Below are 16,913 nucleotides of genomic sequence, written 5' to 3' on the forward strand. Positions count from 1 at the left end.
CCCGTGCTTGTTTCTGTGCTGCTGTCGGTCGTGGCATCGTGCATCCACTCCCTTCTCTCGCCGGTGACTGCTTACGGTCACCTAGGGGAAGGAAGGGGCCCTCAGCGATCAACGCAGGACGAACGCGTCCGCACGGACCCATGCGCAACCGACCCGCTGTGTGATGCCGCTGGACGGATCGCCCTCGCCTCCGCGTGGAGTCGGTAGCTGCAGCAAGGCGGTCTTCGACATAGTTCCTCACCGTGATGGGGCGCCCCCGGACCGGTGCCTGCCGTGGTCCGGGGCGGCCGCGTCGACCAGCACCATGCTGGCGAGGGCGATGAGTCCCTGGGTGCGGGTGGAGAACGCTGGCCGGTAGGGTGCGTCGCTGATGGTTTCCGGCATCGATCCTTCAGAACTGCGTGCTGCCCGCGAGAAGGCGGGTCTGACACAGCACGAGCTCGCGCGTCTCGTCGGTGCGGCCGGGGGAGAGCGCATATCGCGCTGGGAGCTCGGCACCTCAGTTCCCCGGCCAGACTTCCTGGTCAAACTCGCGAGAGCACTCGACATCCCCACGCTGAGGCTCGTTCGCCTCGACGGCGAGATTCCCGATCTCAGGGCCTTGCGTCTGCAGGCAGGGCTCACCGTGCCCGACCTGGCTGCGGCCGTGAACGTGGCTATGCCGACGTACTACGCGTGGGAGCAGGGCCGCTGGACCCGGCCCCCTGCATCCGAGACGCTCGAAGCGCTCGCCCGGGCATTCGGGGAGTCCCTCGAAGTGGTCGCCGCTGCGTTCGATGAGGCGCAGCGGCAGCGCCGCCGGCGTGGAGACATCAGCCGCCTCGGCTGACATCTGAGCGCCCCGTGGGTGGGTTTGACTCGCAATCCACAGGGGAAAATTCGTTCCGGAAGAACCGAACGATCTGTGGTCCCATGGACTCCGGATGGTTCGGAAGCGTTGATGTTCAGTCCCATCGGGGGGATTGGGCCGCGCGACCTCTTGCGGTCAGGACTCGGGCGATGACATCTCGGAATCGGTCACCTGTGGACAGCGTGGCGCTCGATAGAAATGCACTAGCGTGTCAGTATCGAGTTGGGTTCATGGTGATCGCTGCGGGCCCGTCTTGATACGTAGGTGATTGAGACACGAGAGGACTCGGGATCCATGTCGCTGAACACCGCTCCAGGGGCCGCGGGCGAGGCGCCCCCCGACAGCCGACCCACGCCCCATCTCAACAACAGTCCACGCCTTAAGCGGCGCCGCAGGCCGTGGGTGTTCGCACTTTGTGCAGCCCTTGTCGCCGCAGGCGCGCTGGGTACCGCGTTCGCCTTCACATCGGTCAACGACACCCAGGAGGTTCTCGTGGTCAGCCGTGACATCAAGCGCGGCGAGACCATCGACGGCGGGGACCTCTCGGTCGCGCGGGTGAGCGTCGACCCGGCGCTGAGCCCGGTCGCCGCGAGCCAGAAGGGCGAGCTCGAGGGCAGCCGCGCCGCCGTCGACCTGTGGGCCGGCACCCTGCTCACCGAGGAGGCCGTCACAGAGAGCCTGGTGCCGGGGGAGGGGGAGTCCCTGGTGGGCATCAGCCTCACCCCTGCGCAGATGCCGTCCGAGCCGCTCTACTCCGGTGACTCCGTCCGGATCGTCACCACGCCCGGCGACCAGGGCGAGGTCACCAACGAGGACCCGGTCACGGTCGAGGCAGTCGTCGTGGGTGTTAGCCGCGTGCAGGAGACCGGCGCGACCGTTGTCGACGTCTCTGTCCCCGAAGGCGACGCCGCCGACCTGGCCGCCCGCGCCGCGACCGGGCGAGTGGCACTGGTCCTGGACACTCGGGAGCGCTGAGCGATGGCGCTGATCGTCCTCGCCTCGGCCAGCGGTTCACCCGGCGTCTCCACCACGGCGCTGGGGCTCACCCTCAACTGGCACCGTCCGGTGCTCCTGGTCGACGCCGACCCGACCGGGTCCTCAGCGGTCTTCGCCGGCTACTTCCACGGCACCCAGGAACCCACCGGCGGGCTGATCAACCTCGCCCTCGCGCTGCGCGAGGGGACACTGGCTGCCGCCCTTCCTCGCGAGACGCTGTTGCTGGATCCCGAGGCCCCGGCCGAGCGCGCGCCCTGGTTCCTGCCTGGCATCCGCGCCCACGAGCAGGCCCCGAGCCTGCTGCCACTGTGGGAGCCGCTTGCCGAGCAGCTGAGCGCGCTGGACCGCAACGGCCAAGACGTCGTCGTCGACGCCGGCCGGCTCGGTCTGGCGGGTTGGCCGCAGCCGCTCGTCGCTGCCTCCGACCTGACCCTGCTGGTCACTCGCAGCTCGCTGCCCGCGCTGGCCGGTGCCCGCTCGTGGGCCAAGATGCTGCGCGACCAGTTCGCCGCCGTCGGTGGCCTCTCGCGACTCGGCCTCCTTCTCGTCGACGAGGACCGCCGCTGGCCGGCGATGCCCACGGGCGTCCCGCGGGTACGTCCCTACACGCCGCGCCACATCGCCAAGGCGCTCCAGATCTCCGTCGCAGCATCCGTGGGCTGGGATCCCGAGGCCGCGGAGGTCTACTCCCACGGCGCCCGCAAGCCCCGCAAGTTCGAGTCCTCCGACCTGGTGCGCAGCTACCGCACAGGAGCGTCGTTGATCCACTCCGTCCTCACCTCCAACCAGGCCGCCCTCGCCCACCCGACCCCATTCACGAGCGGAGGCCGCGCATGAGCGTCAACGAACACCCGCCCGGAGCCCAGGACCGCGAACCGCTCCGCGCCGACGAATGGCTCGCGGCGCGACACGCAGACCAGTCCGGCGGTACTGGGCATCGCTCCCCGTTCGCCCGCGGCCGCGGCACCAACGGCAGCCAGCCGGCCACGCAGCCACCGCCGCCGCCGGCGCCGGCGCCGACCAGCGAGGACCACGACCCGACGTCGCTGCCGATCTTCGCCGGCGCCTGGACCAGCGAGGATCAACTGCCGGGCCGCACCCGCTCGGACTTCACCCTGCGACCGCTCGTCGCCAGCCCCGACGACCAGCCGCACGCGTTCGCCGCCACCGACTACTACGACGGCGTCGACGATGGGGAGGTCGAGCTGGACTGGGAGCTCATCGCCCAGTACCGGGCCGAGATCTCCTCGCGGCTGACCGCCCGGCTGGACAAGGAAGGCGGCCGGGTCACCGACGAGGATCGCGAGCAGATGGGCCTCGACGTCATCGAGGAGTTCATCAAGTCCGAGGCCGAGACCCTCGTCTCGACCGGCCGTCCGCCGTGGACCCGCCAGCAGGAGAACGCCCTCAAGGCCGCGCTCAAGGCCGCGCTGTTCGGTCTGGGCCGGCTGCAGCCGCTGGTCGAGCGCGAGGACGTGGAGAACGTCATCGTCATCGCCCGCGGCCCGGAGTGCGCCGTGTGGCTGGAGCTCGTCGACGGCACCCTGGTCGAGGCCGCACCGATCGCCGACTCCGAGGACGAGCTGCGCGAGTTCCTCGCCGACCTCGGCTCCCGGCAGAACCGGCCCTTCACCGAAGCGCGCCCGCACCTGGACCTGCGCCTGCCCGGCGGCGCCCGGCTCGCGGCCGGCTCCTGGGTGATGGCCTACACCTCGGTGGTGATCCGCCGGCACGGGATGCGCGAGGTGTCGATGGACGAGATGGTCTACGACCGCAAGGCGTGCGGCGCGGTCCTGGCCGACTTCCTCGCCGCCTGTGTCCGCGCCGGCAAGAGCATCGTCGTCTCCGGCGTCCAGGGCTCGGGCAAGACCACCTGGGTCCGCGCCCTGTGCTCGTGCATCCCACCGTGGGAGATGATCGGCACCTTCGAGACCGAGTTCGAGCTGCACCTGCACGAGCTGGTCGACCGGCACAAGATCGTTCACGCCTGGGAGCACCGGCCCGGATCCGGCGAGGTCGGCATCGGCGGCCGACAGGCCGGTGAGTTCAGTCTCGAGGAGGCCATCCACCACTCCTTCCGGTTCAACCTCGCCCGCCAGATCGTCGGCGAGGTCCGCGGCCCGGAAGTCTGGAACATGCTCAAGGCCATGGAGTCCGGCCCGGGCTCGATCAGCACCACCCACGCCCGCAGCGCCGAGCACACCATTGAGAAGCTCGTCTCCTGCGCCATGGAGAAGGGCCCGCAGGTCACCCGCGAGCTCGCGATCAGCAAGCTCGCCGCCGCCATCGACATCGTGATGTACCTGCGCTCCGAGGTCGTCCCCAACGGCGACGGCACCTTCCGCAAGCAACGCTGGGTCGAGGAGGTCCTGGTCGTCCAGCCCAGCATCGACGCGGCCCGCGGGTATGCGACCACCCCGATCTTCGCCCCGAACCAGCTCGGCCACGCCGTCGCCACCGGGAAGCTCGACAACTTCCTCGCCCAGGAGCTCGCCCGCCACGGGTTCGACCTTGAGGGGTACAAGGCCGAGTCCCAGGCAAACCCGGGGGTGGCGATCTCATGACCGCCTTCCTGCCCGCAGTCCTCGGGGCCCTCATCGTCATCGGCCTGATCGGCATGGTCTACGCGCTGATCCCCGCACCCCCGAAGCCGCCGCGGCCCGCCCGGACCGTGACCCCGCTCGGCCGGGCGGGTGACTGGTTCACCCGGCTCACCCCGCGCACCCGGATGCTGGTCACCTTCGGCGCTGTCACCGGACTCCTGATCGCGCTGCTGACCGGCTGGGTGATCGCGATCGTGCTCGTCCCGGCCGCGATCGTCGGCATCCCGCTGCTGCTCACGCCCCCGCCGGCGGCCGCGAGCGTCGAAAAGCTCGAGGCGCTCGAGGAGTGGACCCGGTCGCTGTCCGGCAAGCTGACGGCCGGCCAGTCGCTGCGCTCGGCTCTCATCAAGTCGCTGCAGTCGGTGCCGGCGCCCATCGAGCGCGAGGTCGGGCTGATGGTGTCCCGGCTCTGGAACAACACCGCGACCACCGAGGACGTGCTGCGCGCCTTCGCTGAGGACCTCAACGACTCCACCGGCGACGTGGTGGCCAGCCAGCTGATCCTTGCCGCCAGCGGGCGTGGGCAGGCCGGCCTGGCCAAGGCGCTGGACGCTCTCGCCGAGACCGTCGCGGCCGATGTGCGCGCCCGCCGCCAGATCGCCGCCGACCAGGCCAAGCCGCGCACCACCGCCCGCACGGTCACCGTGATCACCCTCGGCGTCCTGGGCATGCTCGCCCTCACCGGCGACTACATCGAGCCGTACGGCACCCCGCTCGGCCAGGTCATCCTCGTCGTCCTGCTGACCGTCTACGTGGCCACGCTGCTGTGGATGCGCCGGATGGCGATCGCCAAGCCGCTCCCGCGGTTCCTCGACCTCCAGGCCCGCAACGCGCACCGAGCGGCGCACGGGGAGAAGGAAGGAGCACTCGCATGACTGGCCTTCAGCTTGCGCTCGCCAGCGGCACCCTCCTTGGGCTCGCCGTTGCTCTGCTCGTGTGGCGCCTGGCCCCGTCCGACCCCGACCTCGCCGACGCTCTGGACCGGCTCTCGCCTGGCCACGTCGTGCCCCACCGCAGCGCGGGGCCGCTCGACGTGGAGGAGAGCACCGAATCCGGATCGCTCGTCGACCGGATCGGCGTGTGGGCGATCAAGAACCTGCCCGGGGGAGCGTGGGCGCACACGCCCCGCAAGGACCTGGCCATCCTCCAGATCAGCGAGACCAGGTTCTACGGCGAGAAGGTCGTCTGGGCGTTGCTCGGTCTGGCGATGCCGCCGCTGTTCGCGGCGTTCTTCGCGCTGATCGGGCTCCCGCTCCCGTTCGCGATCCCTACCTTCGGGTCGCTCGGGCTCGCCGCACTGTTCTGGTTCATGCCCAACTACAACGCCACTGACGACGCCAAGAAGGCCCGCATGGAGTTCAGTCGGGCCCTGGGCGCCTACATCGACATGGTCGCCACCGGAGTCCGTGATGGCTCCAGCGGTCAGCAGGCGCTGCGTTCTGCGGCTGAGGTCGGCGACACCTGGGTGTTCAAGCGGATCGAGAGCGAGCTGCGCCGCGCCCGCTACATGACCCGCGCCCCCTGGGACTCCCTACACGGGCTCGCCGACGACCTCGGCGTCCCCGAGCTCGACGACCTCGCCGACATCATGCAGCAGTCCGGCCAGGACGGCGCGCAGATCTACAACAACCTCCGCGCCCGCGCCGCCGCACTTCGCTCGGCGATGCTCAGCGCCGAGCTCGGGAAGGCCAACGGCGTCTCCGAGCGCATGTACATCCCCGCCAGCCTGCTCGGCGTCGTCTTCATGGCGATCCTCGTCACCCCGTCGATGCTCCGACTCGCGACCTAACACCGACGTCAAACCCGGGACACCCCGAACTCCACCACCCCAGAAAGGAACAACCCGATGTTCAAGCTCCTCATCACCCTCCAGGTGACGGCCCTCGCCGTGATCGCCAGCATGGAGGACCGCATCGTCAAACACCGACGCGACGAGCGCGGCTCGGTCACGATCGAGCAGGTCATCTGGGCTGGCGCGGTCATCCTCATCGTCGGCATCGTCGTCGCCGCGATCACCGCATACGTGACCAGCGAGGCCGGAAAGATCCAGTAGGTCCGTCCATGATCTCCAGCTCTCGCCGCCGACACCGGGACGAGCGCGGCTCAGTGGCCATCCAGATGGTCTTCCTGATGCCGGCGCTCTTCGCGGTGATGTTCCTCGGTGTCCAGGGCGCGCTGTACTACCACGCCCGCGAAGTAGCACTCGCGGCCGCGCAGGAGGGCGCACGCGAGGCGGGCAGCGAGAACGGCACCCGCGAGTCCGGAGTGGCGACCGCGAACGGCTTCCTCCAGGACGCCGGCGGATCCGACGTGATGACGTCGACCAGCGTCTCCGGGTCACGGACCACGACAACGGCCACGATCACCGTCACAGGCAAGTCCATGAGCGTGATCCCAGGCTGGCACGTGACCGTCCGCCAGAGCGCCAGCGTCCCGGTCGAGAGGCTCACCGAATGATGGGTCAGAGCATCTGGGCACGCGCCTTCAACCCCAGCCGCGACGAGCGCGGATCGGTGGCCATCGAGGCCGCGATCGGCGTCCCGGCCTTCGGGCTGTTCGTGGCGATGATGATCCTCGGCGGCCGCGTCGAGATCGCCAAGCAGTCCGTGGAAGCAGCCGCGTACGAGGCAGCACGGGCAGCCTCCATCGAGCGAACCCAGAGCGAGGCGATCGCCGCAGGCAGCTCCTCGGCCGCAAGCAGCCTGCACGACCAGGACGTGAACTGCACCAGCACGAACGTCACGGTCAACGCTGCGGCGTTCAACGCACCGATCGGGAACACCGCCCAGGTGAACGTCACGGTGACCTGCACGGTCAACCTGTCGGACCTGAGCATCCCCGGCGCACCCGGCACCCGCACGATCACCGCAACCGCGAGCAGCCCCGTCGACGCCTACCGGGAGCGCCGATGATGAGGCACCGGATCCGACGGCAGCGCGACGAGCGCGGCGCCATCAGCGTCTGGTTCGCCACCGCGTCACTGGTGATGATCATCCTGGTCGGGATGACCGTCGACGTCGGCGGCAAGGTGCACGCCCAGCAGCAGGCCCGCAGTGCCGCGGCCCAGGCCGCCCGCACCGGCGCCCAGGAGGTGGGCTCGACCGCCATCCGCGGCGACGAGCTCCGCGTCGACCTCAACGCCGCCAAGTCCGCCGCGCAGGGCTACCTCAACGCCGCCGGCGTGGAGGGCACCGTCACCGTCGTCAACGGCGACACCCTGATCGTGCGCACCACCGACACCTACGACAGCAAGTTCCTCGGGATCATCGGGCTGGACTCGATGAAAGTCACCGGGGAGGCGTCTGCACGGCTCATCCGCGCCCAAGGAGGCACCGAACAGTGATTACTGCGCAGAGCACGCCCGCCGGTCCCACTGCCGGCCAGCGGCTGACCGGGCTCCTCGCCACGGTCGCCGTCCTCGGCATCATCATCGGCCTGCCGGCCCTCTTCCTCGCGACCGGAGCCAACCCGATCCCCGACCAGTCGCCGAGCTGGGAGAACGTCAAGGACGCACTCCTCGCACCCGACGACGGCACCCTGATCCTGGGCATGTTCAAGGTGATCGGCTGGGCCGCGTGGGCCTTCATGACCCTCAGCCTGGTGGTGGAGACCATCGCCCGGCTCCGCAGGGTCGAGGCGCCCAACCTGCCGGGACTGGGGCGCCCGCAGGCCGCGGCCCACGGACTGATCGGACTCGCTGCCCTGCTGTTCATCGCAGCGCCGATCACCGCTCAGACCGCCAACGCCGGCCCGGCCGCCGCGTCCGCGCCGGCGGCGGTGGGCCATGTCCAGGCCGGGACCGTCGACCAGACGCCCGCCCAGCACGGCGGGAAGGTCGAGGCGAAGCAGGAGCGCGCGACGGTCGATCACTCGGTCAAGCCGGGGGAGAGCCTGTGGTCGATCGCTGAGGACCAATTCGGTGACGGCGCGCGCTACAAGGAGATCGCCGAGCTCAACCGCAACCTCCTCGGCTCCCGGCCCAGCTTCCTCGAGCCCGGCTGGGTGCTCAAGCTGCCAGCCCCGGACGGCGGAGCGCCGGCGCACTCCTACACCGTCCAACCCAACGACACACTCAGCGACATCGCCCACGACGAGCTCGGCGACGCCGACCGGTGGCCGGAGATCTACAAGGCCTCCACCGGCATCACCCAGCCCGGCGGGGCCCGTCTCGCCGACCCCGACGTGATCGACGTCGGCTGGAAGCTCAACATCCCCGGAGCCCAGACGCCTGCCGGTCACGACGACCGGCACCAGCAGCCGCAGCCTCGCGAGGACAAGCCCGAGCCCCCCGCCGAGCCCAAGGACGAGCAGCAGCCGGTCGACCCGCCGGCCGAGGAGACTCCGCCGGTCCCCGAGACCGAGGCCCCGGAGACCGCCGCGCCCGAGGTCCCGCAGGCCGAGGAGCCGACGGCGCCCGCCGCCGACGTCGACCAGGTCGACGAAGCCGACGACTCGATCCTCGAGGCGCCCTGGGTCCTCGCCGGTCTCACCGGCGGGGGCGTGCTGCTATCCGGGGCCCTGCTGATGGCGCTGCGGTCCCGTCGGCGCTCCGCCTACCGGAACCGGCCGCCCGGTCGAGCGATCGCCGCCCCGCCGCCCGAGCTGGCACCGGTGGAGATGACCCTGAGCGCGACCGGTGCCACCGCGGCCGCCACCGTGGAGTTCGCCGACGAGGCCCTGCGGCGCCTCGCGGCCGCGGTCGGAGCCCAGGGCACCACGATGCCGCCGCTGGCGGCCGTCGAGCTCGCGAAGGGCAAGCTGACGCTGCACCTCAGCGCCCCAGCCGCCGTCCCAGCTCCCTGGGTGGGCAGCCCCGACCAGACCCACTGGCACGTCAGCACGGACACCGCGGTGGAGGACCTCGGCCCCGACACCGACAACGTCGAGCCGCCCTACCCGCTGCTGGCCACCATCGGCATGAACGACACCGGCGAGACCTGGCTGCTGAACTGCGAGGAACTCTCCACGCTGACCATCAGCGGCGACCCCACCTATGGCCGCGACTTCGCCCGCCACCTCGCTGCTCAGCTGGCCGTCAACCCGTGGTCCCGCCGCGTCCAGGTCGACTGCATCGGCGTGGCCGAGGAGACCGTCGCCATGGACGAGCGGATCACCTACTACCCGACCGGTGCGGCCGGGACGCCCGCGACCGCGGAGATCCTCGCCGCCGCGGTCACCACTGTCGACCGAGCGAAGCGACACGACACCGATGTGTCCACGGCCCGCACCGGCAGCGTCGACGACGACACCTGGCCCGCCAGGATGCTGCTCCTCGACGCCGGAGCCGGAGACCCCGACGACCTCGAGCAGCTGCTGCAGCTGGTCAACGATCACGTCGGACAGTCCGCGACCTCCATCGTCGTTGCCGGCGAACGCCCGAACGCCCCCGGCGCGGTGCTGCACATGACCAACACCGGTCGCGTCGTCCTCGAGCACGCCGGCCTCAACCTCATCGCTGTCGGCCTCACCAGCGACGAGGCCCGCGGCTGCGCCCTGGTCTACGCCCAGAGCGAGACCCCGGAGTACGTCGACACGCCCGTGGACGAGACCGCCAACGACGGCTGGGAGGCCTACACCGACTCCTCCGGAGCCCTGCGTCGCGAGTACACCCTGCCCCGCAACACCCCCGAGGGAGCCGTCGACGAGCCGCTGTCCTCCCTGCTCGAGGGCACCGACGAGGAGTACATCCGCGAGAGCGCGATCGTGCAGGAGGACCTCGAGGCCCTGGCGCCGAAGGTGCCCGCCCACGTCCGCGCCGAGGTCGAGGAGAAGGACCCCACCCTCGACCAGGACATCGCCGACTGGTTCTCGCCCAACTGCGACCGCCCGCGCCTCACCCTGCTCGGCCCGGTCACCGCACGCACCCACGGCAAGGCACTCGCCAAGCGCAAGCCCTACTTCACCGAGCTCCTGGCGTTCCTCGCCCTGCACCGCAAGCACGGCGCCACCCGCGAGCAGATCCGCGAGGCCTTCTCCATCTCCGACGGCAAGGTGCGCGACTACACCAACATCGTCCGAGACTGGCTCGGTCCTAACTCCCGCACCGGCGAGGACCACCTGCCCTACGCGGACAAGGCACCGGCCGCCAAGCTCACCGGGGTAAACGTCTACCAGGTCGACGACGGCCTGCTCGTCGACCTGGACCTCTTTATCCGCCTCCGCAAGCGCGGGCAGAGTCGAGGCGGCGCCGAGGGCGTCGCCGACCTCTGCACTGCGCTCGAGCTCGTCGGGGAGGCCCAGCCCTTCAGCCGGCTGCGCGAGGAAGGGTGGGCATGGCTCGCCAACGAGCCTGACCGCGTCGACCTCATGGCGGGCGGGTGGATCGCCGACGTCGCCCTCATCGTCGTCACCGATGCCCTCACGGCCGGCGACCTGAACAAGGCCCGCTCCGCCGCCTACGTCGCCAACCGCGCCGACCCCGACGGCGAGAGCACCCGACTGTGCCTGGCCCACGTCATGAAGGCCGAGGGCGACCAGCTCCAGGCCGACCGGATCCTGCGCGAGGAGATCTGCAACCGGTCCGACGACGGCGACGCACCCATGGAATTGTCGGAGCGCACGAAGACCATCATCCGTACACACGGCTGGCTCGCGAGCTGACTCGGGAAGGGAGCACCAGCACATGACAACGTTCGACCAGGAACTCACCGGCCGATACGCCGCGGCCGGCGGCGACCGCCCCGACCTCGACGCCCGCCGCGTCGCGCGAGCCGTGTTCGTGCGGGACACCATCCGCACGCTCTACAACGCCGACAAGAAGTTCGGGATCGACCCCGCCGACAACGACTCGCTGGCCGAACTCGTCGACGCAGCCGAAGAACACCTCGAGCACATTGCCAACGACGTCAGCCACCGGTCAGTCATGGCGCCGCCCACCACAGGAGGAGACACCACATGAGGAAGCACCACTCCGCACTCGGGGGAGTGGCCCTCGCCCTCGCCCTGACTCTCACGGGCTGCGGCGGCGACGACGAGCCCAAGGTCCAGGACACCCCGAGCCAGACCCCCTCGCCGACACCCACCAACACGCCAACCCCGAAGACACCGGAGGAGAAGGCGGCAGCCCAGCTGACGAAGTACCTCGACGCGCGCGACCTGGCGTACCGAAAGCGCGACATCAACTTCAAGACCCTCAACCCCGTCGCCACGGGGGACGAGTTCCTGCAGCTGCAGCACGTCGTCGCCAGCATGATGAACGAGAACGTCACGGTCACCGGTCAGTACGGGCACACACTCGCGGAACCACGGAACCGCGGGGCCTCGATCCTGATCATCGATTGCGAGGACCGCTCGAACGTGACATGGAAGAACGACGGGGCTGTCCGTCAGCCAGATTTCACCAACCCCAACGGCGACCCGCTACGGAACCCTGCGCCGGTCGAGTACACCCTGGTCAAGGACAAGGGTGCGTGGAAGGTCTCTGACTCCGACCTCCTGTGGGACGAGCCATGCTGAGGAAACTATTGGCCTTCATCGTGGCCTTGGCGGGGTCGCTCGTAATCGTGATGGTCACCGCCTCAGCAGCGAGCGCCGACTGCGTGGCGGACCCAGTTACGGGAGAAGTCCACTGCGAGGACGAGGACGACGGCGACGACGGAGGCAATGACGGAGACGACGACGGAGGCTCGTCGACGTGCTCGACCTCGTCCGGCACCGAGATCCCCTGCACTGGCCCAGGCGGTTCGGTGTGGAGCAGCAGCCACCAATGCTGGGTCGGCGATGTCTGGGACCCGGGCGGCGAGGGCGCTTCGCCGCCGCCCGGTCAGACGAACCAGGACGGTGCGTGGCACATCTGCTATTGGCCGCCTCCGGGATCCTCGTGGGATCCCGTCTGGATCCAGAACGGCGAAGTCACCATCGACCCTGTGGTCCTCGCTCAGCGCGCGATCGCCTCGATGGACCTGGATCCCATCCAGATCGGCATCGTCCCCGAATCGGGTCCGAACCGGGTTGGCCTTGTCGGGCTGCCGGTGTGGATGTGGGTCGACAGCCCGACGGACGACACGTTCGGCCCGATCACTGCATCGGCCAGCGAGGGGTCGGTGTCGGTCAGTGCCACCGCCAGCGTCTCCAACATCGTCTGGGACATGGGCGGCGGGACCACGGTGACCTGCACAGGCAAGGGCACCCCTTACGCCGACCACTACGGCAAGCAGGACTCGCCGACGTGTGGGCACCGCTACGAGAAGATGTCGACGGACCAGCCCGATGGGGCCTACCAGGTCACCGCCACGAGCCACTGGGCCGTCGAGTGGACCGGCGGCGGGCAGTCCGGAACCATCGAGTTCGACCTGACCACCGACGCGCTTCCTATCCGCATCGGTGAGGCCCAGGTGCTGACCCAGTGAGCGGTCGGTAGTCACTCAGCGACCACAGGAGACAGGTCCCCGTCCTCGGAGCAGGACGGGGACCTGTTCTCGTTCTAACGGCCTCGGGTCGAGCCCGGCCGGTGCGAGCATCCGGCTGCGCGGGCCATGTTGCGAAGGGGAAAGCCCCAGGCGTCTCGGGTCACCTGGGGCTTCGGCGTGGCAACACCGCGACGGTGGGCGGTGGCACGCTGGAGTCATGGAGGAGACCGATCTGGCCGAGCTCGCGGTACTGCTACGCGAGCGCAACCTCGTCGACGAACGCATCGGACGGCTGATCAACCGGCCTATGACCGCCGGTCACGCTGGGGAGTGGATCGCGTCGCGCATCTTCGACATCGAGCTCGAGCCGAGCGCGGTCGCCAAGGCCATCGACGGACGGTTCCGTTCGGGACCGCTGACGGGGAAGAGCGTGAACGTCAAGTGGTACCTCAAGCGTGAGGGCATCCTGGACATGACCGAGGCGACGGAGCTCGACTACTACCTGGTTCTGACCGGTCCGAAGGCGACCGCGAAGGATGCGCGGACCACGAGGGCGTGGAGGATCGATGCCGTCTACCTGTTCGACTCCCAGCGGCTACTGGCCGAGCAGCACGCCCGTGGAGTAAAGGTCGGAGTCGCATCCGGTGTCCGCGTGGCGCAGTGGCTGGCCGCGGAGATCTACCCGGCCGCAACGAATCCTGCTCTACTCCTGACCGAGGATCAGCGTCATCAGTTGGCTCTGTTCGGCGGGGGATACCCGCGGCGGCACCCCTCGGCTAGCGGGGGTCGTCTGGTGACATGAACGTGGAAATGTCGGAGCTGGGGACGCACGGCTCCTCCAGTCGGGCGGCAAGCTCCTCCTCGGTCAGCTCCCGAGAGGCTGGCGCCACGTAGTCCGGGTCGTCCCATCCACAGCGGATGCAGGCACCGGCGACCATTCGGTAAGAGCCGCAGGTCTCACACCGGCTCCTCGCGCCGGTCGCCGCCCGCACGGATATGGCGGTGATCACCGATAGGAAGTGGCTCACCACCGCGACTCCGATGTGTGCGTCGTAGGCGATCGCGTTCTTGGCGTGGGTCAGCCAGTTGACGTAGTCCCACGTCTCACGTATCAGCTTGGTGCTGTACGAGCGCAGCTGCTTGCTGGAAGGACCCTCGGCTTGATCAGCGATCAGCAGGTTGGTCCAGGCCACGACGTCAGCTGCCTTGGGGGCGTAGCCGCCTTCGGGTATGAGCGAGTCGTCGGCAACTTCGCCGGCGTAGGTGACCATCGCCTCTCGCAGTCGCACCCCGACCGCCTGGAAGTCCTCGGCCTCGCGGGCGCCGTCGAGGGACTCGACCGCCTGCTCCCAGAGGCGCCACGCTCGCGGAAGTAGTCCCGCAGCCTCCTCGGTGATCGGGACTTCCTCCCGGCTGGCGATGCGAACCATGAGCCCGACGTGAAACGTGAGCGCGACGTCGCGGCTCTTGAAGTCGTCCTGCGAGTAGTAGTTGAGCGAGTTGCTGATCGCCCACCAGCGGCTGCCCCTGCAGTGCACGTCCCAGATGTCGTGCAGCACCGAGCCGACCCGCTCGACGGCGACCTTCTCCAAGTGCATCACCGGGTCGTCGGCCATCTGAGCCGCGAAGTAGTCAAGGACCTGTTCTCGCTCGAGGTCGGACGCCTTCACCGACGGCCTCCCTGATCATCGGCAACCACCCCGCCAGTCTGACAGGGCCTTGATGCCCACCCCCCCGCTGGTCATGAATGTCTACCAGTCCAGTGTGGAAAGGTCGGCATTCGCCGCTCGGAAAAGTTCGCTGCATCTCGACCAGAGGGCCGCGCAAGGGTCGGCCGGGAACTTTTCATCTTTCGGGAGGACGGGGGCGTCCCCCCGGCCCTGACCTGCGCAAACGCAACGGCCGTATCCCCGTCGAGCGGGCGTCCCCCCTCGAAATCAGGGGTTTGGGGGGACGGATGCGGGGACGCCCGCTCGCGATCTTTCTGCCGTGCTCAGCCACGGACGAAAGGAGCGAGTGCGATGAGTGTGGGCGACCAGCTCGGCCTCGACGACAACAGCGAACTGCTCGACCAGGCCCGCCAGAAGTGGCCGGCCTGGGTGGCCGCCGATCCGCGCCTCGGTGTGGTCGACAACTTCGACGACCTCCGCTCCTGGCTACCGACGGTGGACCATGAAACCTCCGACCAGGTCCTCCTCGCGCTGGCCATGCTGGCGGCCCCCGACGGCGGCGACGACATCGCCGCTGCGGCCGCTCTGGCCAAGTGCCTGCTGCCCGGCGCCTGCCGGCTCGCGGGCTGGCTGAGCACCCTCCCGCCACGCGAGGTCTTCCGCGACAGCCAGCCGGTCTTGGCCGGCACCTGGTCAGCGGTCGAGCGGGTCGACGAGCTGGTGGCCTCGCAGCTGTGGATCGAGGTCCGCACGTTCAAGTGGCGCCGGACCCGCAAGGTCGCGGCCAACATCTTGATCAACACGCGCGTCGGCGTCCTCCGCGAGGTCGGCGACTTCTTCTACGTCTCCCGCGCCGACCGCACCTGGGCCAACACCACCCTCGTCGAGTCCTTCTCGGCCGGCGACCTGACGAGCGCCGACGGCGGTGCCGGCTACTCGGCCGAGATGCCGACCGAGCGGGTCGCCGGCCCGCTGTTCCATCGCGAGATCCTCGCCGACGCCGGACCCGAGCAGGAGGAGCCGTCGGCCACCGAGGAGCTCCTGGAGCTGCTCGCGTGGGCCTGCGACCACAAGGTCATCAGCCCCGCGGACCGGTACCTGCTGCTGTGCCTGGTCGAGGAGGCCGACCGAGTCGAGACCCGCAGGCTGGCGCGCGGGTACGGCGGCCTGCTCAGCAACGAGGTGTCCAGCCGCGTCGCGCCCCGCATCGGGGTCTCTGAGGCAACCGTCCGTCGCCACGGCTCGCGCACCATGCGCGCCCTCGCCGCAGCCGCCCCGAGGAAGTTCGGCCATGACGAATAGGCCCGGACGTGATCGCTCGCGCCACCCCGCCACACATAGGCGACTGGAGGTGGTGAAACCCATGACAAACACCCACGACGGCGAGGCCCGTACGCCGGAGCAGATCGCTGAGCTGTTCGCGATCGCCGGCCGCGAGATCGAGGCGATCGAGCAGCTGACCGGCTGCGTCGCCCAGCTGCACGAAGTCCAGGCCGCGAAGGCGCAGCTGGCGACCCTGACCCCGGCCGAGGTCCGCGCCGCGCTCGAGTTCCGCCACGGCACCACCCTCGGGGAGGCCCAGTGAGCACCCAGACCCCGAGCCGTCCGGTCGGTGTCGACGAGCTCAAGCGAGCCTGGCACGCACTGAACGCTGGCGAGTTCCGCACCGGCCCCGGCGCCGGCAAGGGCCCCCGCGGCCGCGGCACCGCCGCCGAGGACAACTGGTCACCGGCCGACGGCGAGCACACCATCGCCGTGATCGGGTCCGCAGGCTCGGTCGGCGCGAGCACCGTCGCCCTGGCCACCGGCCTCGCCGCAGCCGCCCCGGTCCGAGTCATCGAGTGCTGCTCGGTCACCGCCTCCGGACTCGCCGCGGCGAGCACCGCCGAGCTCGGCCTGCACCCGACCGACTGGCGTCAGGGCAAGCGCGACCACGTCCTACTCGAGCGCGCCAGCGAGGTCCTCGTCGGCGTCGACGAGGTCCCCCTGCCCACCGAGGCACAGAACGAGACCCAGCTGACCATCCTCGACATCGGCTGGGAGGCCGGCCAACTGCTGGCCACCGACTGCTGGCTGGCTGAAGCCGTCCGCGCCGCCGACCAGATCGTCCTGGTCACCACCGCCACCGTCCCCGGGATGCGTCGCGCCGGAGTCGCCATGGACCTGCTGGCCGGCTACTGGCAGCCCGAGCAGATCGCGCTGGCCGTCCGCGGGCCCCGCCGCAAGAAGTGGCCGCGCGGCCTCGAGCACGCCGGCGGCCCCGCCGCACGCCGCGCCCTGGACGCGGACCGGTGCGTGGAGATCCCCGAGGACCGCGAGCTCGCGGTCAACGGCCTGGACTCCCGACCCGTCCCGGCCCCCCTGATCTCGGCAGCACGTCAGCTGCTCGAGCCCGCACATCTGCCCACCGACACCAGCGAAAGCGCCTGACCCGCCCGGGGTCAGC

At 69.9% G+C, this 16,913-nt stretch carries 19 protein-coding genes; 18 read left to right on the forward strand and 1 reads right to left on the reverse strand.

Annotated features, from left to right (window positions below):
* Nucleotides 1–370 precede the first annotated feature (370 nt).
* From J3P44_RS18650 to J3P44_RS18720, 15 genes are all read left to right on the forward strand, one after another.
* A complete protein-coding gene (locus tag J3P44_RS18650) occupies nucleotides 371–829 on the forward strand; it encodes a helix-turn-helix domain-containing protein (RefSeq protein WP_255891966.1) in 459 nt (152 codons plus the stop codon).
* A 513-nt stretch (nucleotides 830–1,342) separates the two neighbouring features.
* Complete coding sequence (locus tag J3P44_RS18655; protein ID WP_255891967.1) at nucleotides 1,343–1,825, forward strand: SAF domain-containing protein; 483 nt, start codon at nucleotides 1,343–1,345, stop codon at nucleotides 1,823–1,825.
* A gap of 3 nt (nucleotides 1,826–1,828) precedes the next feature.
* Nucleotides 1,829–2,683, forward strand: coding sequence for a CpaE/TadZ family protein (locus J3P44_RS18660; RefSeq protein ID WP_255891968.1), 855 nt, complete (start codon nucleotides 1,829–1,831; stop codon nucleotides 2,681–2,683).
* A complete protein-coding gene (locus J3P44_RS18665; protein WP_255891969.1) occupies nucleotides 2,680–4,410 on the forward strand; it encodes a TadA family conjugal transfer-associated ATPase in 1,731 nt (576 codons plus the stop codon). The genes J3P44_RS18660 and J3P44_RS18665 overlap by 4 nt, the downstream gene beginning before the upstream one ends.
* Nucleotides 4,407–5,324, forward strand: coding sequence for a type II secretion system F family protein (locus tag J3P44_RS18670; RefSeq protein WP_255891970.1), 918 nt, complete (start codon nucleotides 4,407–4,409; stop codon nucleotides 5,322–5,324). The genes J3P44_RS18665 and J3P44_RS18670 overlap by 4 nt, the downstream gene beginning before the upstream one ends.
* Nucleotides 5,321–6,238, forward strand: coding sequence for a type II secretion system F family protein (locus tag J3P44_RS18675; protein ID WP_255891971.1), 918 nt, complete (start codon nucleotides 5,321–5,323; stop codon nucleotides 6,236–6,238). The genes J3P44_RS18670 and J3P44_RS18675 overlap by 4 nt, the downstream gene beginning before the upstream one ends.
* Before the next feature lie 57 nt (nucleotides 6,239–6,295).
* Nucleotides 6,296–6,502, forward strand: a complete 207-nt coding sequence (locus J3P44_RS18680; protein WP_255891972.1) for a hypothetical protein — start codon at nucleotides 6,296–6,298, stop codon at nucleotides 6,500–6,502.
* A gap of 8 nt (nucleotides 6,503–6,510) precedes the next feature.
* Nucleotides 6,511–6,906, forward strand: coding sequence for a TadE/TadG family type IV pilus assembly protein (locus tag J3P44_RS18685; protein WP_255891973.1), 396 nt, complete (start codon nucleotides 6,511–6,513; stop codon nucleotides 6,904–6,906).
* Nucleotides 6,903–7,361 (forward strand): TadE/TadG family type IV pilus assembly protein, encoded by a 459-nt coding sequence (locus J3P44_RS18690; protein WP_255891974.1) that lies wholly within the window; start codon nucleotides 6,903–6,905, stop codon nucleotides 7,359–7,361. The genes J3P44_RS18685 and J3P44_RS18690 overlap by 4 nt, the downstream gene beginning before the upstream one ends.
* The gene (locus J3P44_RS18695) at nucleotides 7,361–7,792 is read left to right on the forward strand and encodes a TadE/TadG family type IV pilus assembly protein (RefSeq protein WP_255891975.1); all 432 of its coding nucleotides are present in this window, start codon (nucleotides 7,361–7,363) and stop codon (nucleotides 7,790–7,792) included. The genes J3P44_RS18690 and J3P44_RS18695 overlap by 1 nt, the downstream gene beginning before the upstream one ends.
* Complete coding sequence (locus J3P44_RS18700; protein WP_255891976.1) at nucleotides 7,789–11,049, forward strand: LysM peptidoglycan-binding domain-containing protein; 3,261 nt, start codon at nucleotides 7,789–7,791, stop codon at nucleotides 11,047–11,049. Before J3P44_RS18695 ends, J3P44_RS18700 begins: the two co-directional genes overlap by 4 nt.
* 22 nt (nucleotides 11,050–11,071) lie before the next feature.
* Entirely contained in the window at nucleotides 11,072–11,347 is a 276-nt protein-coding gene (locus J3P44_RS18705) for a hypothetical protein (protein WP_255891977.1), read from the forward strand.
* A complete protein-coding gene (locus J3P44_RS18710) occupies nucleotides 11,344–11,904 on the forward strand; it encodes an IseA DL-endopeptidase inhibitor family protein (RefSeq protein WP_255891978.1) in 561 nt (186 codons plus the stop codon). Before J3P44_RS18705 ends, J3P44_RS18710 begins: the two co-directional genes overlap by 4 nt.
* Nucleotides 11,905–12,314: 410 nt before the next feature.
* Nucleotides 12,315–12,797: a hypothetical protein gene (locus tag J3P44_RS18715; protein ID WP_255891979.1), complete on the forward strand. Its 483-nt coding sequence runs from the start codon at nucleotides 12,315–12,317 to the stop codon at nucleotides 12,795–12,797.
* Nucleotides 12,798–13,014: 217 nt separating this feature from the next.
* Nucleotides 13,015–13,599 carry a hypothetical protein gene (locus J3P44_RS18720; RefSeq protein ID WP_255891980.1) on the forward strand — a complete coding sequence of 195 codons (585 nt, stop codon included), beginning with the start codon at nucleotides 13,015–13,017 and terminating at the stop codon, nucleotides 13,597–13,599.
* Here the strand turns inward: J3P44_RS18720 and J3P44_RS18725 are convergent.
* Nucleotides 13,574–14,467, reverse strand: a complete 894-nt coding sequence (locus tag J3P44_RS18725) for a hypothetical protein (RefSeq protein ID WP_255891981.1) — start codon at nucleotides 14,465–14,467, stop codon at nucleotides 13,574–13,576. The genes J3P44_RS18720 and J3P44_RS18725 overlap by 26 nt on opposite strands.
* Nucleotides 14,468–14,818: 351 nt before the next feature.
* Here J3P44_RS18725 and J3P44_RS18730 point away from each other — a divergent pair, with 351 nt between their 5' ends.
* The 3 genes from J3P44_RS18730 (at nucleotide 14,819) to J3P44_RS18740 (ending at nucleotide 16,897) form a co-directional block, all read left to right on the forward strand.
* Complete coding sequence (locus J3P44_RS18730; protein ID WP_255891982.1) at nucleotides 14,819–15,769, forward strand: hypothetical protein; 951 nt, start codon at nucleotides 14,819–14,821, stop codon at nucleotides 15,767–15,769.
* Nucleotides 15,770–15,830: 61 nt separating this feature from the next.
* On the forward strand, nucleotides 15,831–16,052 hold the full coding sequence (locus J3P44_RS18735) for a hypothetical protein (RefSeq protein ID WP_255891983.1): 222 nt from the start codon (nucleotides 15,831–15,833) through the stop codon (nucleotides 16,050–16,052).
* Entirely contained in the window at nucleotides 16,049–16,897 is an 849-nt protein-coding gene (locus J3P44_RS18740) for a hypothetical protein (RefSeq protein ID WP_255891984.1), read from the forward strand. The genes J3P44_RS18735 and J3P44_RS18740 overlap by 4 nt, the downstream gene beginning before the upstream one ends.
* The last annotated feature ends 16 nt before the right edge of the window (nucleotides 16,898–16,913 follow it).

Source organism: Nocardioides astragali (assembly GCF_024436375.1).
GTDB lineage: Bacteria > Actinomycetota > Actinomycetes > Propionibacteriales > Nocardioidaceae > Nocardioides > Nocardioides astragali.